We start from the raw sequence: 21940 nt of genomic DNA on the forward strand, positions 1-21940 counted from the left end.
TTTGACAGAAATTACCGGATTAAAAAAACGCCCGTTCTGTACCCTTGCTGCTTTCCCTTTTAGAACAATACTGGCATTATACTTCCTTCCGGCCCCTGCAGGAGGAGATCATCTCCGCTGTAATGGCCGGCAGGGATACCTTTGCCCTGCTACCTACCGGTGGCGGCAAGTCTGTATGTTACCAATTGCCTGCACTGGCCCGCGATGGTTTTGCTATCGTAGTGAGCCCGCTCATTGCGCTGATGCAGGACCAGGTAATGCAATTGCAGCGCCGCGGTATCAGTGCCGCATTCCTGCATTCGGGTATGAATGCCCGGCAGATCAGCGATACGCTGGAACGGGCTGCAGACAACCAGTACAAATTGTTGTACGTGTCGCCGGAGCGTCTCCAGACCGATGTTTTCCGCGAGTACGCCGGCGCTTTTCAGCTCAACCTGATCGCGGTAGACGAGGCGCATTGTATTTCGCAATGGGGCCACGATTTCAGGCCTGCTTACCTGAAGATCGATACCCTGCGGGCTTTCGCACCCGGGGTGCCGGTACTGGCGCTTACGGCATCGGCCAACGAACAGGTGCAGCAGGATATCATCCAACAACTCAAGTTGCAGCAGCCGGCCCTGTTTAAACAGAGCGTGGTGCGCGACAATCTTTTTTATACGATACGGTATACCGAAAATAAACCGGTGGATACGGTACGCGCTTTCGAAGCCATAAAGGGCAGCGGCGTGCTGTATTGCCGCAGTCGCAAACGTTGTGTGGAAACGGCTTTGCAGCTGAAAGAAGAAGGACTGGATGCGCTCGTATACCATGCCGGTATGGAACGCACCGCACGCGAGGCCGCACAACAGAGCTGGACGGCAAGTCATAGCCAGATCATGAGTGCCACTACCGCTTTCGGTATGGGTATCGATAAGCCGGATGTGCGGATCGTGGCGCACTACGATGTGCCCGAACATATCGAAGCCTATTACCAGGAAGCAGGCAGGGCCGGCCGCGACGGCAATAAGGCGCATGCCGTACTGTTTTACAACCATCGCGATATCGTAAGGTTGCAGGAGTCGACTGCAATCAGCTATCCGCCCGATGCGTTTATCCGTAAGGTATACCAGATGGTGGGCGATTATCTGCAAATGCCCGTGGGATCCGGTTTTGAAGAGTTGCAACCCTTCGATGCACTGCAGTTTGCACATAACTTCAAGCTTGATGTATTGCCAGCCTTCAGCGCCATCCGCCTGTTGGAGCGCGAAGGTTTCTGGCAATGGATCGAACAGGCCAATACCCGCACCCAGGTACAGTTTACCACCGACAGGCCGACGCTCGATTACCTGGCGCGTAACGAGCCCAAACTGGCTTATGTAACCACGGGCCTGTTGCGGTTATACGGCAGTATATTTCACTTCCCGGCTTATATTAACGAATTTGACCTGGCCCGCATCCTGAAAGTGGATAAAGCGGCGCTGGACCAGGCTTTGCAGCGCCTCGACACCCTGGGTATTATCGATTACCGGCCGGGGCTTGCAGGCGGCGCACTGTATTGGCAGCACAACCGCATGACGCCGCACCAGCTGTTGCTGAACAGCGCCCGTATTGACCGGCTGCGTAAAGCCCACGAGGAGCGCACAGAGCAGATGATCCGTTATATACAAACGGAAGACGTATGCCGCAATATACTGCTGGCGCGGTATTTCGGCGAGCAAACCGCGAAAGAATGCGGCGGATGTGATGTGTGCAGGCGGAAGGCAAAGAAAGATAACGTACCTTCAGACCCCCTTAAGGAAAAACTGCTGGCCCTTATCCGGAAGGAACAACAGGTTTCGGTAGCGGCGCTGACCGCCGCTTTCCCCGACCTGGAACAGGATCGCCTGATCGCGTATATCCGCCAGTTGAGCGATGAACATCTTTGCCGCGTTTATCCAACAGGAATTATATTTGCAAGCTGAGCCTGCCCAGCCGGCTTTTATAAAACGAGGACTATGATTATAGGTGTAGCAGGGCCTTACTCCGCAGCCACAGCAGCGGAGCGGCAACATAACCTGGACCGTATGAACCAGGCAGCGGCGCAATTGCTTGCCAAAGGACATATCCCGCTGATCGGTGTTAATGCAGCCTTGCCGGTAGTAGCGCAGGCTGCGGGCATAGATACCTATAAAGCCGTTATGGACATATCCATGGCAGTGATCGACCGTTGCGAAGCATTGCTGCTGTTGGCCGAAAGCCCGGGCGCCAACCGGGAACGCGACCTGGTGGCGGGCAAAGGGCTACCGGTCTTTAACCATATTGATGAAATAGATGCGGCGCTGTAAGCCGCTACCAGTGCGTATTTTACGCATCCCTGCGAGGATGCATGATAAAAGAGAACCATGATTAAGTTTGCGATAATAGGATTTGGCCATATCGGCCGCAGGCATGCAGAGCATATCAGGAACAATAAAGCGACCCAACTGGTTGCGATCTGCGATATCAACACCGATATCGTCGATGAATTGCCGGATAAAGAAATTTCTTTTTACCCCAACGTGGAAGACCTGCTTTCGGCCACCACAGCCGATGTGATCTGTATCTGTACTCCCAACTATCTACATGCTGCGCATACCGTGGCCGCGCTGAACGCCGGCAAACATGTGGTGGTGGAGAAACCGATGGCGATGAGCACAGCCGAGTCGGACGAAATGATCGAGGCTGCGCAGCGCAACGACCGTATCATTTTTGCAGTAAAGCAAAACCGTTATAACCCGCCGGTGGCCGCAGTTAAAGACCTGATCGCTTCCGGCAGGCTGGGCCGTGTGTTTATGATGCAGGTAAACTGCTTCTGGAACCGGGGCGCCGCTTATTATGCACAAAGCGACTGGCGCGGTAAGAAAGCCAAAGATGGTGGTTGCCTGTATACCCAGTTCAGCCACTTTATCGATATCCTGTATTACCTCAATGGCCCGGTTACAGAGGCCTCGGGCAGGATTGCCAATTTTGCGCACCAATCCAATACCGAATTTGAAGATAGCGGCAGCTTCGTAATGAAAGCTGCAAACGGCGCCATCATCAATTTTAATTTCTCGACCTGTGCCTATGAGAAAAACATGGAAGGCTCCATTACGATCCTGGCCGAGAACGGGACACTTAAGATAGGCGGACAATACCTGAATACCCTCGAATACCAGTGTATCGCCGGCGAAGAGCTGCCCCAGATCAATATCGTAGCAAAGGAGAATGACTATGGCCTGTACAAGGGGTCGATGAGCAACCACGACAAAGTAATCCAGAATGTGGTGGATGTATTGCATCATAACCAACCCGTGATGACCGGCGCCGAAGAGGGCAGGGAAGTGGTAAAGATTATCGAAATGATGTACGCCGCCGTTGAGGAGTAAGACTGTCATCCTGAGCGCAGCGAAGGAGCTCCTTTTTCTAGTATCAGGTATCAAGTCTCAAGTAGCAAAAGGACGATTGTCATCCTGCGCGTAGCGAAGGAGCTCCTTTTTTAGTATCAGGTATCAAGTATCAAGCGGAAGGCTGTCATCCTGAGCATCGCGAAGGAGCTTATACGTTAGCCGGCTTTATCAGCGTGTAAAGCATCAAGCACCAGGGGAAAGCCTGTCTCCTGAGCGCAGCGAAGAATCTCCTTTTTTTAGTATCTGGTATCAAGTAGCAAGTACCAAGAGGACGATTGTCATCCTGAGCATCGCGAAGGATCTCATCCGTTAGCCGGCTTTATCAGCGTGTAAAACATCAAGCACCAGGAGAAAGCCTGTCATCCTGAGCGCAGCGAAGGAGCTCATCAATTAGCCGGCTTTACCGGAGTGATACTAAAAAAGACAGGCGTCATTGACGCCTGTCTTTTTTATAAGTTGTTTGCTATCCTCAGATCTTCATCGCATCCATGATCCTTTCCAGGTCTTCATCGCTGTAGAACTCGATCTGGATCGAACCTTTACCGTTTTTCTTACGGCTCAGCGATACACGGGTGGCGAAATGGGAGGCCATATTATCTTCGATACGTTTGTAGGCCGGTGGCAGTTTGGGAATAACCGGGGCATTTTTGTCCAGCGGTTTCTTTTCCTGTATCATGTTTTTGACCAGTTGTTCCACCTGGCGCACAGAAAGGCCTTTCTGGATCACTTCGCGGTGTACGTACAACTGCTCGTCCACATTTTCGAGGCTTATGATGGCGCGGGCATGACCCATGCTCAGCTGTCCGTCGCGTACCGATTTCTGGATATCGGGCGGCAGTTTCAGCAGGCGCAGGTAATTGGTTACCGTGCTGCGTTCTTTCTTCATGCGTTCTGCCACCTGTTCCTGGGTCAGGGTACATTCGTCCATCAGTCTTTTATAACTGAGCGCGATCTCCATGGCATTCAGGTTTTCGCGTTGCAGGTTTTCCAGCAGGGCCAGCTCCAGCAGTTCCTGGTCGTCTACAGTACGGATATACGCCGGTATATCTTTCAGTCCGGCCATTTTGGAAGCACGGAAACGGCGTTCGCCCGATATCAGCCGGTATTTGCCATTTGCCATTTTGGCTACGGTTATCGGCTGTATGATATCGTGCAGGGCAATACTTTCCGACAGCTCTTTCAAAGCCTGCTCGTCAAAATCGTGGCGGGGCTGCTTGGGGTTTACTTCGATCTGGTCTACGGGAATACGTCCTCCCACGGCTACCGTGGCAGAAGCCGGTTTGGCTGCCGCCGGAACCGCTTCTGAAGTAGCTTTCAGCTCTTCGTCAATATTATTAAGCAGGGCTTTGATGCCCAGGCCCAATGCTTTTTTCTTATTGTTGGAATTTGTCATGTTCGCGTTTTCTTTCACTTTCTCGTCGGTATTAGTTGCTTGTACCATGCTCGTCCGGTTCGAATATTTTATCCTCGTTTTTAATTTTGGTCAGGTTGTTCTTCTGCAGGATCTCTTTGGCCAGGTTCAGGTAGTTTACGGAACCTGTACTGTCGGTATCGTACATCAGTACAGGCTTGCCGAAGCTGGGCGCTTCGCCCAGGCGGGTGTTGCGGTGAATGATGGTATTGAATACCATATCTTCAAAGTGATTCTTGATCTCTTCTACCACCTGGTTACTCAGGCGCAGGCGGCCATCGTACATCGTCATCAGGATACCTTCGATCTGGAGCTCGGTATTGATGCGGGTTTGCACGATCTTGATCGTATTCAGCAGTTTGCCTAAACCTTCCAGGGCGAAGTATTCGCACTGTACCGGGATCACTACCGAGTCGGCGGCAGTAAGCGCATTTACGGTAATGAGGCCGAGCGAGGGGGAGCAATCGATAATGATAAAATCGAAATTCTTTTTCTCTGCTTCGAGCGCCAGTTTCATCACGTGTTCGCGGTTCGGATGATTGATCAGCTCGATCTCCGCACCCACGAGGTCGAGGTGCGAGGGCAGCAGGTACAGGTTAGGCGTCTCTGTTTCCAGCATGGCCTGCGATACGGGCATCTCGTTTACGATGCAGTCGTAAAGGCTTACCTGGATATTCTTCAGATCAAAACCGTTTCCCGTCGTACTGTTTGCCTGCGGATCCGCATCTACAAGCAGTGTCTTATATTCCAGGACGGCAAGGCTCGCAGCAAGATTGATTGCTGTCGTTGTTTTGCCTACGCCACCTTTTTGATTCGCTATCGCTATTATCTTTGCCATCTTATCTTGATATCAGGTGTCCCGCCTGTTGGGTGCGGGACTGATTGTGATTTTGTTGTTGCTCGCCAGGGACAATGCCCCTGGTACTACAGTTCTATCGTCGCGCCTATTTCGGGCAGGATCAGTTCTTTGCCGGCATCTTTAAATACCTGTTGCGCCTTGTTCTTATCGATCACGATATACCCGAAGGTATCGAAGTGAATGCCTACAACTTTGTTACACTGTACGAAATCGGCAGCGATAACCGCTTCTTCCGCATCCATAGTAAAGTTGCCGCCCACGGGCATAATAGCCACATCCAGTTTGGCATAACGCGGTATCAGTTGCATATCCATGGTCAGGCAGGTATCGCCCGAATAGTAAAAATTAATGCTGTCGGTTTTGATCACAAAACCGCCGGGATTACCGCCGTAGCTGCCATCGGGCAAACCACTGCTGTGCGCTGCAGGCACATAATGCACCTTACCGAAATCAAACTGGCGGGCGCCGAAGTTCATCGGGTGAACCTTATCATAACCCTGCTGTTGAACCCAGGTCGTAATTTCAGCGTTGGATACCACGGTAGCGCCGGTATTACGGGCAATCGCCATCAGGTCGGCAACATGGTCGCCGTGCCCGTGGGATACCAGGATGTAATCCGCTTCTATTGTATTGATATCGATATCTTTAGCCAGCTCGTTGCCGGTAATGAATGGATCAAACAGTAATTTTTTGCCTGATACCTCAACGGCAAAACAGGCATGGCCATAAAACGTGAACTTCATCGGTATACCGGTATGGTTGTTTGCTTGGTTCGAAATAGAATAAAAAGGTACGAAGACCTGCTACAAAAATACGCTCTAAGAATGACTTTTTGGTTGATTGTGGATAAATTACAATTTTCCCCGATGGCAATTCAAGTAAAATCCTTTGTGAAATTGCGCTATTGATAGTAACATTGCAGCAGATTTGATGGATATATTATGGAAATATAGCAGGGGTTTGATTGTGGAAAACGCCTTTTGTTAGCTACCGGAGTACCCGTCGTAAACATATTTTTGAATATACATATGAAAAAAGCCTACATTTTTCCCGGTCAGGGCGCCCAGTTTCACGGAATGGGTCAAGCGTTATACGAATCTGATAAAAAAGCCAAAGACCTGTTCGAACAGGCCAATGAAATTCTCGGGTTCCGTATTTCCGACATTATGTTTTCCGGAACGGAAGAAGAGCTGAAGCAGACCAAAGTAACGCAACCTGCGGTATTCCTGCACTCTGTGATCGCTTATCTCGTGCAGCCCGACCTCGTGCCGGATATGACTGCGGGACACTCGCTGGGCGAATTTTCGGCACTGGTGGCTGCAGGCGCACTGAGCTTTGAAGATGGGCTTAAGCTGGTAGCCCGCCGTGCGGATGCCATGCAGAAGGCCTGCGAACTGAATCCTTCTACCATGGCCGCGATTCTTGGCCTGGAAGATGCCAAAGTGGAAGAAGTATGCGCTGGTATTACCGACGAAGTGGTGGTACCTGCCAACTACAACTGTCCTGGGCAGCTGGTTATTTCCGGCAGCATTGCCGGTATCGATAAGGCCTGCGAAGCCATGAAGGCGGCAGGCGCCAAACGTGCGCTGGTATTGCAGGTTGGTGGCGCGTTCCACTCACCGCTTATGGAACCTGCCCGTCAGGAACTGCAGGAGGCTATCGAACAAACGGAATTCCGCGAGCCGGTTTGTCCTGTTTACCAGAATGTAGACGCGAAACCTTATACCGACCCGGTAAAGATCAAAGAAAACCTGATCAACCAGCTTACTGCGCCGGTACGCTGGACGCAGACCATCCAGAACATGGTGGCCGACGAGGCGGCTAGCTTTACCGAATGTGGTCCGGGTAATGTGCTGCAGGGCCTGGTTAAAAAGATCAATAAAGAGTCCGTTACCGCCGGTATCAACTAAGCGGTACCTGTTCCAGGTAAAAAAAGTCCGTTGCTCCAGGGAGCAACGGACTTTTTTTATGTCAGGCAAAGCTGTTGCTTATTTATTGCGGGTCAGGTCGCGGAATACCTCTTCCAGCGACTGGCTGCTATTTTGCAGGCTCAGCAGGGCTATGTCCTGCTGCAGCGACCAGGCCATCAGCTCTTTGCGCAGCAGTTCGGGTTGCTGCGTCTGCAACTGCCAGCGGTTGTCGCCCAGCGCCAATGCGGCATTTACCTGCTTTAACTGCAACAGGCTTTGTTCGGGCACAGGTTTGTCGAATTCGACAATAAGGCCTGCCTGCTGTTGCTTGCCACTCTGGATATTGCCTATGGCGTCGTCGGCCACGAGGTTACCGTTATTGATAATGATTACCCGGCTGCACATGGCCTGCACTTCCTGCATGATGTGGGTCGATAACAGCACGGTTTTTTCGCGGCCCAGTTCTATAATCAGGTCGCGGATATCTACGATCTGGTTGGGGTCCAGGCCGCTGGTAGGTTCATCGAGGATCAGCACCTTAGGGTCGTGGATCATGGCCTGCGCCAGGCCTACACGCTGCTTGTATCCCTTGGACAGCGTACCGATCTTTTTCTTTACTTCTTTTTGCAGGCCGGTCCTGGCGATCATATCATCCACCCGGTTTTTTACCTTATCCAGCCGGTGTACGCCCGCGGCAAATTCGAGGTATTCCCTTACATACATATCGTAGTACAGGGGATTGCTTTCGGGCAGGTAACCCAGTTGCCGGCGTACGTCCATGGCCTGGGCGCTTACGTCGAAACCGCATACTTCGGCCTTGCCGGAGGTAGGGCTGATATAAGTGCTCAGCATTTTCATCGTCGTGGACTTGCCGGCGCCATTGGGCCCGAGAAAACCAACGACGGCGCCGCTGCCTATTTCAAAGGATATATTGTTTACTGCTGTTTGCTCGCCGAATACTTTGCTGAGGTGTGCTACTTTTATGGACATGTGTAAATGATCGTCGTATAGTTGAATGGACCGCTTCCTGTTTTACCGGATATCCTGGAATTTGCCCTGGGAGAGGTCCCCGGTTTCGAAACCTTTTTTAAACCAGTACATCCGTTGCTGGGAGGTACCATGGGTAAAGGCATCGGGTACAATATAACCCTGTGCTTCTTTTTGCAGTTTGTCGTCGCCGATCGCGTTGGCTGCGGTAAGTGCGGCTTCCAGGTCGCCGGGCTCGATCAGCCTGCGCGTACGGTTGGCATGGTAGGCCCATACGCCCGCCAGGAAATCGGCCTGGAGTTCCAGTTTAACGGATAACTTGTTGTAATCGGCTTCGCTCAGGCGTGCACGCTGGCGTTGTACCTGTTCCGATATGCCCATCAGGTTTTGTACATGATGCCCCACTTCGTGCGCTACGACATAGGCTACGGCAAAGTTGCCCGGCGCCCGGAATTTGGTCCGCAGTTCGTCGCAGAAAGAGAGGTCGATGTATACCCGCTGATCGGCAGGGCAGTAAAAGGGACCCATGGCCGACGAGGCGCCGCCACAGGCACTTTGCGTACTGGTTTCGAAAATGCGGAGCTTCGGTTTCTGGTATTGTTCGCCGTTGGCGGTAAACAGTTCCGTCCATACGTCTTCGGTACTGGCCAGCACTACGCTTACGAATTGCGCGGTGGAATCGTCGGGGCGCGGTTGACGCGGTCCATTCGTTTGCTCCGTAGCGGCTTGGTCGCCCTGTAAAAACGGCAACAGGGACGAGAGATCTTTGCCGGTAAGCAGGCCCAGCACCAGTACGATAATGGCGCCGATACCGCCGCCAATGGCTACTTTGCCACCGCCCGACATGCCCCGTTGATCTTCTACGTTATCGCTTTCGCGCTCGCCTCTCCAACGCATAACTCTATTGATTTTATTTGTTACAGATTATTTTTTATGCGGATGCAACAAAAATACAATACTAGTTCGTCAATTTATCATATTCTTTTTTGGAAATGATACGGTAACCTTCCGGTACGCGGAAAATGGTATTCCCTACCGGGCCGGGGGTAATGCGGCGCAGTTCGAAGTGAGTTACATACCCGTTGCTCATGGGCACGTCGAACAGGGCGGGAATGCCCTTCAGTTCCGGCATGCGTTCAAAGATCTCGGGATGGGGCAGTTCGTAGTCTTTGTGGTAAAAAAAGCGCATCGAGGTCCCGTCTTTGTATTTAAGCAGGGCTTCCTGCGCCTCCAGGTCGTTTACCTTTCGGGTATTGCCTGTGGTTTCCAGCTTTGCGCCATAATAAGCGCCGGCTTTGGCTTTCAGGCTTTTAAGATCGGTTTCTATCGCGTAGTTTATGGTATTCAGCGTTTGCAGGATGATATCTTTTTCGGTCGTGAAATTACCGATCCGGGAATAGGTATAACCATCTTCCAGTTTCAGGTCCTGGCGTACATTGTTGTCCTTGATACTGAACAGCAGGGTGCCGGCCTTGCTCAGGCCCGGGTTACTATAATCCGTAGGGGCAGGACCGTTGATCGATATGGTATATTCGATGGTTCCTTCAGTAAACTTCTGCTGGGCATAAGCCGGGGTAATAAGGCTGAAGGCGCTTACGACGGCCAGGGATTTTAAAAATTGCATGCGGTATCGTTTATTGAATAAGGTATTAAATGCTGCTGCGGTAACCGGGGCAAACATCCCATCATAGATGCTCCCGTTGCCGGATAGTTTAAAAACGGGGATTTCTTTTCCCATAGTCTGCCGGGGCAGGGGATTTATGCCATGCCGGCTATATGTATCCTGAAATCACCTGTTTATTGCCGATTGTGATGGCCCCTGCGCCAGCCAGGCCCCCCTTGCATGACGTATAGCCGGCGCGAAGTTACTATTTCCCTGTTATTTAAGCCCGGCAGGCAACATAAATATGCCGCTAAATCTACCGGCTAAAATGCCGCGCTATGCCGTAATTGCTTAGCTTTGCCGCAAATTTTTACGCTCTTATGTCAAGCAAACCATTTTATACCCGTATCCAGAACGAACTGGAAGAGATCAAAACCAACGGCCTGTTTAAATCCGAACGCGTTATCGCTTCTGAGCAGGGCCCGGAGATCACTGTAAACGGAAAGCAGGTGCTTAATTTTTGCGCCAATAACTACCTCGGCCTGTCTTCGCATCCCAAAGTACTGGAAGCCGCGAAAAAGACGATCGACGACCGCGGTTATGGTATGAGCTCTGTACGTTTTATCTGCGGTACGCAGGACATCCACAAAGAGCTGGAACAAAAGATCGCCCAATTCCTGGGCACAGAAGACACGATATTGTACGTGGCCTGCTTCGATGCCAACGGCGGTGTATTCGAACCCCTGCTGGGCGAAGCGGATGTGATTATCTCCGACGAACTCAACCACGCTTCTATTATCGATGGCGTAAGGCTGTGTAAAGCCAAACGCGCCCGTTACAAGAACAACGATATGGCGGAGCTCGAAGCCCGCCTGATCGAACATAAAGATGCCCGTACCCGCCTGATCGTTACCGACTCCGTATTCTCTATGGACGGTACCATTGCCGCGCTGGACCAGATCTGCGACCTGGCCGATAAATACGATGCCATCGTTATGATCGACGAAAGCCACTCTTCCGGTTTTATGGGTAAGACCGGGCGTGGCGTACACGAACTTTGCGGTGTAATGGGCCGTGTAGATATTATTACCGGCACACTGGGCAAAGCCCTGGGCGGCGCCTCCGGCGGTTTTACCAGCGGTAAGAAAGAAGTGATCGAAATGCTGCGCCAGCGCAGCAGGCCTTACCTGTTCAGCAATACCGTTGCTCCTTCGGTAGTAGGCGCTTCTATCGCTGTGCTGGATATGCTGAGCGAAACCACCGAACTGCGCGATAAACTGGAGAACAATGCCCTGTACTTCCGCAAGAAAATGACCGAAGCAGGATTTGATATCAAACCCGGTACGCACCCTATCACGCCGATCATGCTGTATGATGCGGTACTGGCGCAGAAAATGGCTGCCCGCCTGCTGGAAGAAGGCATCTATGTAATCGGCTTCTTCTTCCCGGTAGTGCCTAAAGAGCAAGCCCGTATCCGGGTACAGATCTCGGCCGCGCACGATCAGCACCACCTGGATACCGCTATTGCCGCATTTACCAAAGTAGGTAAAGAGCTGGGGGTAATCAAGTAATTCCGCGTTAAAGTTTAAGGAGGCATCGGAGTTGGGGTAGACCCGGAACGTGTAGATAAATGGATGCTAAAAAATGACATTTAGCCAACACGGCAGGCGTTAAAGATAACCAACCGGAAAACAACCGCTCATAAATCCTATGTCTTTTATCTGAAATCTAATATCTTTCCTCAAATGTCAGTTTATATCATTGATGCCGTACGCACGCCCATAGGCAAGTATGGCGGAACATTAAGCACAGTGCGCCCGGACGATATGCTCGCCCACGTGATTAAGGCCCTGGTAGCCCGCAATCCTTCGGTAGATGTAAATGCTATCGAAGACGTGATTGCCGGCGCAGCCAACCAGGCCGGCGAAGATAACCGCGATGTAGCCCGTATGTCGGCGTTGCTGGCGGGGTTGCCTATTACCGTAGGCGGCAACACGGTTAACCGTCTTTGTGCATCCGGCCTGCAGGCTATTATGGACGCCAGCCGCGCCATCCAGTGCGGCGAAGGCGAACTCTTTATTGCCGGTGGCGTAGAAAGCATGACCCGCGCCCCTTTTGTAATGGGTAAAGCCGAAGGCGCCTTTGGCCGCGGACAACAAATGTTCGATACCACCATGGGCTGGCGGTTTATCAACCCTAAATTATCGGCGCTGTACCATCCGTATACCATGGGTGAAACAGCAGAGAACGTGGCCAAACAATGGAGCATCAGCCGCGAAGAGCAGGACCGCTTTGCTTTTGACAGCCAGGAAAAATACCAGAAAGCTCATGAAGCCGGTAAGTTTGCCGACGAGCTGGCGCCGGTTACCATCGAACTGGGTAAGGGCAAAACAACCGTGTTCGACAAAGACGAACATCCGCGTTTATCGCCCATGGACAAACTGGCCGAACTGAAACCTGCATTCGTAAAAGACGGGAGTGTAACGGCGGGCAACAGCAGTGGTATCAACGATGGCGCTGCAGCTTTGTTGCTGGCATCCGAGGCTGCCGTAAAACAATATAACCTGAAGCCTATGGCACGCATTGTAAGCCGCGCCATAGCCGGTGTAGATCCTGCAATAATGGGTATAGGCCCTGTGCCTGCTACCGAAAAGGCTTTACAGCGTGCTGGTCTTACTATCGACGATATCGGCCTGGCTGAGTTGAACGAGGCTTTTGCTTCGCAGTCGCTGGCCGTGATCCGCGACCTGAAGATCAACCCGGAGATCGTGAACGTAAACGGTGGCGCCATTGCACTCGGTCACCCCCTGGGTTGCAGCGGTGCGCGTATTTCTGCTACCTTACTGCACGAAATGAAACGCCGTAACGTACGGTATGGCCTGGCTACTATGTGTATCGGTGTAGGGCAGGGTGCTGCGATCATTTACGAAGCACTCTAAACCGGTATTAAAATCTACTGATCATTGCGGCCGCTTCCCCAGGGGGAAGCGGCCGTTTTTTGTGAACTATCTCCAACGTAGCACTAGTGCAGGTATAGGGGCGGCTTGTATCGTTATTGGTGTATAGCGTCGGTATTAAAAGCTTTTCAGGTCGGCGGCCGTAAAGGTCCATTCCGGTGTTTCCAGGTTGCCGCTGAACCGCACGGAATACCAGGGTGACAGGTTTTTATGCGCGGGGTTTTTGAGGATATGGATGTCCTGCGCCGGCATATAACTTTGGGCCAGCAGGAAGATGGTATCGCCGGTGCCGGGCTGGTACGCCATGTCCATTACCGTTACTGCATGTCCGTAAGGCTGCCTGGACTGGAGCAACACATGCCCCGGCCGGATACCGGTAAAGGGGACCGGGCGTAGTTGCTGTTGCAGCGATTGTGTACCGGCATAACTATAAACCAGGTCTAGGTACTGCCGGAAGGTCGCATAACTGAAGTCTTCCCCGCTTTTCTTAATCCAGGTACAGCCGCGGTTCGTTACCTGTAGCCGGTAGCCCGAGGCATAATGCCGGTAGTCGCAGTTAAACCCGTTGGTAAAAAGAAAAGCGATCGCATCATATTGCCGGCGGGCATAGAGATAGTCGGCCCGCAGGCGTATAGCGGCATCAGCGCATTGTTGCAGGTCCTTATTGCCCACATCGATATCGAGCACCGCGTATTGCGCATCCTGGTTGTTTTTGGGCTTGCGGTTATAGAGGTATACGGTATTGTCTTTTTTCAGGGGACGGTTGCGCAGCCAGCTGCCATAGGAGTTTTCGGCCTGGGGCAGTCTTACATAACCCGCAGGTAGCGGTATCGCGCCTACTTTAGACGCTGCTGTTGCAGCAGGCGTAGCGCTTGTATTTTGCCGGGGCAGATGCGGGTCTGCCGCAGGCTTACAGGCGCTCAGGCCGGCGATAAAAAGAAATATCCCGAACATGCGCATGGTCTGTTTTTTTATACAGACACGGCAGCCGGGATATTCCATAAAACCATCAGAAGGCTTAAGGGGTCTTATTGAGCAATACGATATTCATATCTTCCTTTTGCCGGTTAAGCTCCTGGTAGAGGTTTTGGTAGTCGGCAAACACCTCCGGTTTATATACACCGGCACTCTGTTCATAATTGCGGATCGCGATCACCTCGCCGGCCCGTTTTTCGAAACGCAGGCGGTAACTGGCAAAGGGGTAATCGATGCTTTTACCTTCAGGCAGGGACTCGATCTGGCTACCCTCCGGAAGGGTCACCAGCAGCGAATCGGTAATACGGAACGATTTCCGGAGCACGAGCGGCAGGGTACGGGGCTCGTTCTGCAGCACTTCTGTCAGCGGGTTCTGCAACCAGCCTATATTCAGGAATGTCCGTTTCTGGGTACTGGTAATAACGCCGGAAACCGTAGCCGTTACATTTTCCTCCAGCGCGGGTATGCCGTTATTACCGGTAAATACGTAGCTATAGTCGTTGATCCCGTAGGAGGGGAAGGAGAACCGCGTATTCTGCCATTCCCTGACCTGGTCTTTCGGTTTGTTTTTTACGATCGATGCGATATCGTCGCCGAGTAACCCGCTATAGGTATGCTGCATGGTTACCTGTTGCTGCTCGCTTGCCGGGTCGATGCGGACGCTGATCTTCCTTACCAGGTAGTTTTTATCCTTGCCATAGAAAGGGGTATTGCAGAGGTAACCTCCGGTTTCCGTGGCCAGCAATACTTTCCTGTTTTGCGTAAAGGAGCCGAGGTATCCCGCAGGTAATTCCTGGCTCGTACACTCTACCCAGATGCTGTCCTTAGCCTGCGGTACACAGAGGATCACATGGTTGAAATTATTGGCGGGGAACTGTTCGTCCAGCCGGTAATAATCGTCTCCCGCCGATACCAGCGCTGCATAGGATTTGATGCCCGCTTCGGCAAGCAGCGCTTTCAGGTAATTGGTAAGTCCCTTGCAGTCGCCATAGCCATTATGCGCTACATGGGCAGCGTCGAACGTCTGCCAGCCGGATATGCCATAGGCGTTGAGCACATAACGGGTGTTCTGCTGCATGTAGGCATACAGCAACTGTACTTTTTTATAGGTGTCTTTTTCTGTACCGATTATAGACTGTACCAGGGCTTTCTTGTCTTCGGGCAGTTGGCTGCGGCCGTCGTTCAGTTGGTAGCTGAACAGGCCAAGGCTGTTCCAGCTGTTCATATTCCCTTTATAATCCATCAGCTGGAAATCGCCCGGGGCAAGTAATACCGTCGGACGATCATAGTTGTCGGAGGAAGAGAGGGGCTGTGTTTTGTACGCAGCAATATTACGTACCTGCCAGCTAACCAGGGGGCGGCCCTGGGCATCTTTGCCATCTTTCCGGGCGCCGGGTGGCAGCAATAACTCTTTATACCTGACCTTGAACTCCGGGGCGTAGCTCAGGCTGAACTGGGCCTGCTCCACGGCATAATCGTTGCCTGGCTGCGGGCTCCAGCGCGGCATGAAAAATGTCGTCGATAGGGTTTCGTCGATTTCGAAATATACCGTGTAGGGGTAAACCGTATGATTGAAGCTGTAGGCTTTAATCCTTTCATCGCTGTGAAAGGCGCCACTCATCTGGTAGGTGGAGCGATCGAAAATATCTTTCTCCTTCAGGCTCCGGAGCATCTTGCCCGATGCATCATAAAGCGCCCCTTCAATGTTTTGTATCCTGATCATTTGGCTATACTGCTCCATCAGGTTGGCCGCTGCTTTGCCCTGTTCATCCAGGATGGTAACCGCATAACTCCGTTTATATTTTACCCGGTTCAGGGATTCCACGGAAACTTCGGTGTTGGCATACCGTATTACCGCATGGGCATTGGTTTTAAGAGCAGCGGGAATGGCGCTGGCTGCAAGCGCAGGGTTGTCATCCTGTTTGGCAAAGGCGGCAGAACCCGTGATGACGATAAGCGCAGAAAAGAACAGCGCTTTTAAACGTAGGGTGATCATGGTGATTTTTAATTGAGCATAAAACAAGCCTGGTCGCGAAGGACAGGCGGAACAAGCCCCAGGTATACCTTAGCGGTAAGGGCTACCCGTCCTGTGGTATTACCGGGTATTTAATGGACTTGCGCCGGAGTGTTTTTCTTTAATACGATTTTCTTTTTCTGTTCCGCAATCACGTTGTCGTAAAAAGTGCGGACCTGGTTATAGTTGTCTGCCGTATACACGGTTGTCTTCTGGTTAAAATGACAATTAATGCTAAAGGTTTTATTTTCGGCATCGTATACCAGGGTATTTTTCAACTGCATCAGTCCTTCCTGGCTTAATTTAAGCACCGACGATTTAGGATAATCATCGACCTCGTAACCTTCGGGCACCTGGAAGTTGAATACATATTTGTTGTCGCTGAGGTAACCCAATTCTATAGGGAACTTACGGGTAGTGAGCGTGAAGGGGTTTTGCTCACACAACTTATCGAAATAAGGATCGAGGTACACCAGGTCTTTGTCCGCATTCCAGGGGAGTTCCGCTTCATAGCGGATCACCAATGGCAGATCGGCATTCTTCAGGCTGTTAACGGAGTACTGTTTCAGTTGGAGGGGGGTACTCAGTTTACTCAATCCTTTTTGTATCTTCTCTTTCAGTTTGGCCGTATCTTCCTTTAACTCGTTACGCAGCAGCGTGCCGGATACGTTGCCTAATTTTTGTTCTACTTTAAGCAACAGTTTATCTTTTACCGGGGCCAGGCTTACGATCGTGGTCGTTTTATCCGTCAGCCCATCGGGGTGCAGTTCTACCGCATCCGGTTTTTTGCTCACGATCCTGCAGTAACCGTTATAGCAGGACAGGGGCAGCGTACCAAAGGGCATATACTTATCAGAGGCGTCCAGTACATAATCCTGTCCGCCTATTTTCACAATACCGATCATGTAATCGATCGCATTTATATCGACGATGAAGGAGTGCAGGCGTTCCGATGCGCGCGTGGCCAGTACTACAGGTTCGGCCTCGAGGCTGGCTTTGCGGAGCATGGCGATCAGCAGCAGGTTAATGCCTTCGCTGTTACCTTCTTTACGCTTGTACACTTCGCTGATATCAGACAGCGCTTTGTAATCATTAAACGATTCTTCTTTAAGGGTAATGTGGTCCCGTACAAAAGCATAAATAGCTTTAGCCTTTTCCAGGTCGCCGTTTTTACCGGCTATGATCTGGTTTACCGGGTCGAGCAGGAAGGCATTACCTTTAAAAACCTGGCCGCAGGATTCGTCGTTTTTGTAATAGACATTCTCCGTAGCATGTTCCCAGTTATCCAGCAAAAACTGGTAGCCGGGATACTCCAATGATGTAACCGTAGGTTTTACGCGTTCGAGATAATTGGCATCGGCGCTCATAAACGGTTCTGTACGGAATGCCGGTATATTCCTGCGCACCCATATCGAGGTTTGCCGGCCCAGGTTACCATTTGCCGAGTTATACAGGCAGGCATTGCAGTCCTCTAAGCTTCTCTGCCGGGTTACTTCTTTAAAGGGCACCGAAGTATTGGATACGGAAGAATACTTCAGGATCGTTGGTATATTGATCTCGTATTCGGAATATAATGTTGGATAACTATTCTGGAAATCCCAGGAGGGCAGGCCATACCCGGTATTATCGATCTGGTAGACATAATGCACAACCGATCCGGTTTTAACACCGGGCAGGGCAAACTTGGTCACCCTGGTATTGGCGGTAATTTTTTCTTTAATCAGGTCTGCTTTTTCTACCGATTGTTTGACGATCTCGCCGTTTTCCAGGTTATAGGTTTCGCCGGTCACTTTTCTTACCAGCGACCGTTTTGAGGCGGGTACGCTGATCCTGGCAAAATCATCTACGGCATCTTTGCCGATTATTTTTACAATGCGTTCGAGCTTGTAAACGGGGGCGCTTTCGAAGCTTTCAAACCAGCCTTTTTCATAAATAATAACCGCTTTGGCCGAGGTATCTATGTCGAAAACAGACTTTTGCAATAAGGTTTTCATTTGGGCAGGATCGGTCAGCGATGCTTTATTTTGTGCAGTCGCGCCTTGCATAACAAGGCAGAAAGCGCTTGCCAGAGCGGCTTTGCTTACAAATGGGTGCATTTTAAAAGGGATAGGTCAGTTAATAAAATGCAAATATATTTTGTTTCTTCTTTTTGTTTAACAATTTTTTTTATTTTTTTATTTGCCATATAGTTTGTTATTTTATTATGAATTACGTGATTGTTACCAGTTGGCTAGCCTGGAGTGCATAATTTATTGCCGGAATTAACAGTTTAAAACCTGAAAAAAGCTTCCCTTTCTTATAAAAACTTTTATCTTTGTATTTATTGCTTCAATCCAAAAATTAAATAGTAATGACAGTTTTATCAATGAATCCCGTGATGTTGCTTTCTATGCCAAGCGGAATGGAATGGTTGTGGATCGTTTTGGTGGTGATCATCCTTTTTGGCGGGAAAAAAATTCCTGAGCTGGCAAAGGGCATTGGCAAAGGCATTCGCGAATTTAATGACGCTAAAGACGGTATCAAGAAAGAGATCGAGACCGGAATGAAGGAAACAAAAACGACTACCCCGCAGCAAGACGCATAATACAGACACCCCTCCCGTAACCCTCCTGTTCAACTTTTAAGGCACCAGGCGATCCGTTTGCCTCGTGCTTTTAGATAGTCGTGTGATATGGTCACCCAGGCTATACATGACTAAAAATTAAAACGGCCGGTTTATATATCCGGTTGCATGTGTAACGCTAAAAAACTAAGAATTAGCCCATGCAATGGAAAAAAATTTTCTATGCAATTGTATTAACTTCCCCGCTCGCCGCAAGCGCGCAGGGGCCCCGGATCAACTCGGACGGTAAACGTCTGGCGATGCTGGAAAGCAGCGAACGGGCCGAAAGTAATAACAATAAGGTCAATGCCCAGAAAGCCCATATGGATAGTATGATGGCGGCAAAGGCCCTTCCTTTTACCATGAACGGCAACGGTAAAGTAATTTCCGGTACGCCTGCTTCAGAGGTTAAATCCAAAAACACGAATGTTGCCGATAACCGCAAAGCCCAGGAACTTCCTCCTGCAGCTGCATCGGTAAAACCTATTGCCAAAGAGGAGCCCAGGCTCGCAGCACTGCGCCCTTCGGAACGTGTGTACGAAGCCAATGATAAATTCAAGGCCGTACCCCTCGCCGGCGAAACCGATTACTACGGCAATATGAATGGCTATATGGTCAACTATGTAAAAAACTACATGGGCCATTTCAGCCAGCGCCTGATCAGCATCAACGGAAGATCCGAATGCTTTACCACGATCGATCGCGTGCTCAAACAATATTCCATCCCCAAAGAATTAAAGTACCTGGCTGTTATCGAGTCTGCATTGCTGCAGAACGCCCGTTCGCCTGTAGGCGCCGTTGGTTACTGGCAGTTTATGGAGTCTACCGCACGCCTGATGGGGCTTACGGTAAACGGCCGCAGGGACGAGCGCAAGGACCTTACCCGCTCTACACAGGCAGCTGCCAAATACCTGAGCTACCTGTACGACCAACTGGATGACTGGCTGCTGGTGGTAGCCGCTTACAACAGTGGTCCCCGCCCGGTGGTTAATGCCATGAAGCGTACCGGTAAAGACGATTTCTGGTCTATTAAAAGCTACCTGCCCAAAGAAACCCAGAACCATGTACTGGCCTTCGTAGCTACGGCTACGATCATGGAGCGTTTGAATCACTTCCTGTTGCCCGGTATGCCCGCCAACTTCGACTGGGCATTGCTCAACTCGAACCGTGGCGAAGCTGCTGCCAAAGACAAGAAATTTGCGCATCCGCTCCTGTCCAAATTCAGCGAAGAAGAAGTAAAGAAAATGGCCATGGTGCGTATCAAAACACCGCTGGACCTGGAACTGGTTGCCGCCACACTGTCTATCGACCGTCGTATGCTGGGTAAATGGAATTACGATTATTTCGACTTCCTGGATACCTATAAAGCCGGTAATACCTATAATTTCCGCATCCCGAAAGAAAAGCTGGATGCCTTTATCGAGAAAAAAGACTACCTGGAGCGTGCCTCCGCTAATATGCAATTGTAAAAAAGTTTTGATGTTTATAAACTTTTTATTACCTTTGCACTCCTTTATAAAATGATAATAAGTAAAAATGGCAAATCATAAAGCTACCAAAAAGGATACCCGTCAGAGCCTGAAACGTCGTGACCGCAACCGTTACTACGGCAAAACTACCCGTAACGCGATGCGTAACCTGCTGAAGATTACAGAAAAAGAAGCAGCCCAGGGTGAGTTACCTAAGGTTATTTCCATGATCGACAAACTGGCCAAACGCAACGTTATTCATAAGAATAAGGCGAGCAACTTAAAATCCAAACTGGCTAGGAAAATAGGCACTTTAGCTTAATTCTTGTTCGTCAGTACTACTATATCTTGACAGCAACCTTAACTGCTTAAGGTTGCTGTCGTTTTGTAGTTGTTGCCTGCTCTTTTCTTTTCTTCTTTTGCTGCGGTATATGCAGCCTTCCCGGGTCCTGCGTTGCCCGGCGATCTTGCTGTTCCCGCCCGCCACTTGTTGTGGAGGTCCTGCCGGGTGCGCGGTTATGTGCCGGCAGCACCACTTGCAATGCCGATCCAGGCTCACTTCCGTTTCTTCCTTATTTTCTTTTGCGGCTTGCTTATGCTGCTTATCCAGTTCAAATAGCCGGGGCTATTTCCTGGTCGTTTTAAGGCGTATTACTGCCTCAATTCCTCCTTTGTAGGAATTATTGCGTGTTTGTTTTGGGCGTATTTAAAGCGTCCTAATGGCCTTTTTCTGCGCTGCCTGGAACAGGCGTATTTTTTTATCGTTTTAGATGTCCCCGTAGGGCCCCCTGCAACGGGACCCTGCGGCAGGCAGGCAACAACAGCAGTAAATAGCACCCAATGCATATCCCCACCCGGCTAGATAAACTGCCACCCAGGCGCAGCTCATATAGTCAGGGCTATTTTCTGGTCGTTTTAGGGCGTATTACGTGCCTGATTCTTCTTTTGTGGTTCTTCTTTGAGTATTTGTTTGATTGTGCTTAAAGTGCCTCTGGCGAGCTTCCTTGTGCTGTCCCGGACAGGCTTGCACATCAAGCTGTTCCCTGCTGGTATTTTCGACCTCCTATTCGTAGCTACCTTTCTATTCGTAGTGGCCCGCTACGAACAGCGGAGCGTGGATAAATATACTACAAGACCAGGTCCTGGTGGGCGAATGTGATCCCGTGAATTTCCTGTTTTCTCGCGGAGGCCGCGGCGCTGCGAAAAAATAAATAGGAACAGGTTAACCGGATCGCTTTGTCTGGCCCAATATGCTTCCTTACCTTTTTTTTGATGTCGCCGCAGGGTCTCCTGCAAAGGGACCCTGCGGCAGGCAGGCAACAACAGCAGTAAATAGCACCAAATGCATATCCCTAACGACCGAGTAAACTGCCATCCACTCGCAGCTCTCATGTAGTCAGGGCTATTTTCTGGTCGTTTTAGGAAGTATTACGCGCCTTGATTCTTCTTTTGTGTGTGTTTCTTCCCTGAGTATTTGTTTGAGTGTGCTTAAAGTACCTCTGGCGGGCTTTCTTGCGCTATCCCGGACAGGCTTGTGCATCGAGCTGTTCCTGGCCGGTATTTCCGTTCTGTTTGTAGCGTCCCGCTACGAACAGCGGAGCATGGATAAGTATACTACAAGACCAGGTCCTGGTGGGCGAATGTGATCCCGTGAATTTCCTGTTTTCTCGCGGCGTATTCTAAGATCAACACTTAAACAAAAAAAAATTAAGCAACGCTAATATAATTAGGAACAAAAGGTGATTGTCGCTTTATGACGGCAAACAT

Annotated in this window: 18 protein-coding genes; 9 read left to right on the forward strand and 9 right to left on the reverse strand. The window is 50.5% G+C overall.

The annotated features are described in order from the left end of the window. Positions 1-44 precede the first annotated feature (44 nt). Genes B0I18_RS22400 through B0I18_RS22410 form a run of 3 tightly spaced genes read left to right on the forward strand, consistent with a single transcriptional unit; the run spans position 45 to position 3365 of the window. On the forward strand, positions 45-1940 hold the full coding sequence (locus B0I18_RS22400; RefSeq protein WP_106524989.1) for a RecQ family ATP-dependent DNA helicase: 1896 nt from the start codon (positions 45-47) through the stop codon (positions 1938-1940). Positions 1941-1973: 33 nt separating this feature from the next. Then, positions 1974-2303, forward strand: a complete 330-nt coding sequence (locus B0I18_RS22405) for a DUF4406 domain-containing protein (RefSeq protein ID WP_106524990.1) — start codon at positions 1974-1976, stop codon at positions 2301-2303. A 57-nt stretch (positions 2304-2360) separates the two neighbouring features. Further along, positions 2361-3365, forward strand: a complete 1005-nt coding sequence (locus B0I18_RS22410) for a Gfo/Idh/MocA family protein (RefSeq protein ID WP_106524991.1) — start codon at positions 2361-2363, stop codon at positions 3363-3365. A gap of 490 nt (positions 3366-3855) precedes the next feature. On the opposite strand, the gene B0I18_RS22415 is transcribed toward B0I18_RS22410, so the two are convergent. The 3 genes from B0I18_RS22415 to B0I18_RS22425 form a co-directional block, all read right to left on the reverse strand. Next, entirely contained in the window at positions 3856-4827 is a 972-nt protein-coding gene (locus B0I18_RS22415; RefSeq protein ID WP_245882142.1) for a ParB/RepB/Spo0J family partition protein, read from the reverse strand. Continuing rightward, positions 4811-5635, reverse strand: a complete 825-nt coding sequence (locus B0I18_RS22420) for a ParA family protein (RefSeq protein WP_106524992.1) — start codon at positions 5633-5635, stop codon at positions 4811-4813. The genes B0I18_RS22415 and B0I18_RS22420 overlap by 17 nt, the downstream gene beginning before the upstream one ends. Positions 5636-5721: 86 nt before the next feature. Then, complete coding sequence (locus B0I18_RS22425; RefSeq protein WP_106524993.1) at positions 5722-6399, reverse strand: metal-dependent hydrolase; 678 nt, start codon at positions 6397-6399, stop codon at positions 5722-5724. Between the two features lie 285 nt (positions 6400-6684). Between B0I18_RS22425 and fabD the strand changes: the two genes are divergently transcribed. Beyond that, entirely contained in the window at positions 6685-7566 is an 882-nt protein-coding gene (gene fabD / locus B0I18_RS22430; RefSeq protein ID WP_106524994.1) for an ACP S-malonyltransferase, read from the forward strand. Positions 7567-7644: 78 nt separating this feature from the next. Here the strand turns inward: fabD and gldA are convergent, their stop codons facing one another. The 3 genes from gldA to B0I18_RS22445 all read right to left on the reverse strand — a co-directional run bounded on the left by gldA (position 7645) and on the right by B0I18_RS22445 (position 10177). Continuing rightward, entirely contained in the window at positions 7645-8556 is a 912-nt protein-coding gene (gene gldA / locus B0I18_RS22435) for a gliding motility-associated ABC transporter ATP-binding subunit GldA (protein WP_106524995.1), read from the reverse strand. A 42-nt stretch (positions 8557-8598) separates the two neighbouring features. Further along, complete coding sequence (gene ypfJ, locus B0I18_RS22440; RefSeq protein ID WP_106524996.1) at positions 8599-9450, reverse strand: KPN_02809 family neutral zinc metallopeptidase; 852 nt, start codon at positions 9448-9450, stop codon at positions 8599-8601. Between the two features lie 61 nt (positions 9451-9511). Next, positions 9512-10177, reverse strand: coding sequence for a hypothetical protein (locus tag B0I18_RS22445; RefSeq protein ID WP_146146848.1), 666 nt, complete (start codon positions 10175-10177; stop codon positions 9512-9514). A 359-nt stretch (positions 10178-10536) separates the two neighbouring features. On the opposite strand from B0I18_RS22445, the gene kbl reads away from it, so the two are divergent. Together kbl and B0I18_RS22455 are read left to right on the forward strand one after the other, a co-directional pair. Next, positions 10537-11727, forward strand: a complete 1191-nt coding sequence (kbl, locus tag B0I18_RS22450; protein ID WP_106524998.1) for a glycine C-acetyltransferase — start codon at positions 10537-10539, stop codon at positions 11725-11727. A gap of 174 nt (positions 11728-11901) precedes the next feature. Next, the gene (locus B0I18_RS22455; RefSeq protein ID WP_106524999.1) at positions 11902-13095 is read left to right on the forward strand and encodes an acetyl-CoA C-acyltransferase; all 1194 of its coding nucleotides are present in this window, start codon (positions 11902-11904) and stop codon (positions 13093-13095) included. A 135-nt stretch (positions 13096-13230) separates the two neighbouring features. Here the strand turns inward: B0I18_RS22455 and B0I18_RS22460 are convergent, their stop codons facing one another. The 3 genes from B0I18_RS22460 to B0I18_RS22470 form a co-directional block, all read right to left on the reverse strand. Further along, complete coding sequence (locus B0I18_RS22460) at positions 13231-14067, reverse strand: DUF4846 domain-containing protein (protein WP_181358583.1); 837 nt, start codon at positions 14065-14067, stop codon at positions 13231-13233. A 64-nt stretch (positions 14068-14131) separates the two neighbouring features. Beyond that, a complete protein-coding gene (locus B0I18_RS22465; protein WP_106525001.1) occupies positions 14132-16084 on the reverse strand; it encodes a DUF3857 domain-containing protein in 1953 nt (650 codons plus the stop codon). A gap of 110 nt (positions 16085-16194) precedes the next feature. Next, complete coding sequence (locus B0I18_RS22470; protein ID WP_181358584.1) at positions 16195-18096, reverse strand: DUF3857 domain-containing protein; 1902 nt, start codon at positions 18094-18096, stop codon at positions 16195-16197. A gap of 356 nt (positions 18097-18452) precedes the next feature. On the opposite strand from B0I18_RS22470, the gene B0I18_RS22475 reads away from it, so the two are divergent. From B0I18_RS22475 to rpsT, 3 genes are all read left to right on the forward strand, one after another. After that, entirely contained in the window at positions 18453-18686 is a 234-nt protein-coding gene (locus tag B0I18_RS22475; RefSeq protein ID WP_245882143.1) for a Sec-independent protein translocase subunit TatA/TatB, read from the forward strand. A gap of 179 nt (positions 18687-18865) precedes the next feature. Beyond that, a complete protein-coding gene (locus B0I18_RS22480) occupies positions 18866-20173 on the forward strand; it encodes a lytic transglycosylase domain-containing protein (RefSeq protein ID WP_106525003.1) in 1308 nt (435 codons plus the stop codon). A gap of 67 nt (positions 20174-20240) precedes the next feature. Then, positions 20241-20495 carry a 30S ribosomal protein S20 gene (gene rpsT / locus B0I18_RS22485; RefSeq protein WP_106525004.1) on the forward strand — a complete coding sequence of 85 codons (255 nt, stop codon included), beginning with the start codon at positions 20241-20243 and terminating at the stop codon, positions 20493-20495. Positions 20496-21940: the final 1445 nt, after the last annotated feature.

The organism is Taibaiella chishuiensis, from assembly GCF_003014535.1.
GTDB classification, from domain to species: domain Bacteria; phylum Bacteroidota; class Bacteroidia; order Chitinophagales; family Chitinophagaceae; genus Taibaiella; species Taibaiella chishuiensis.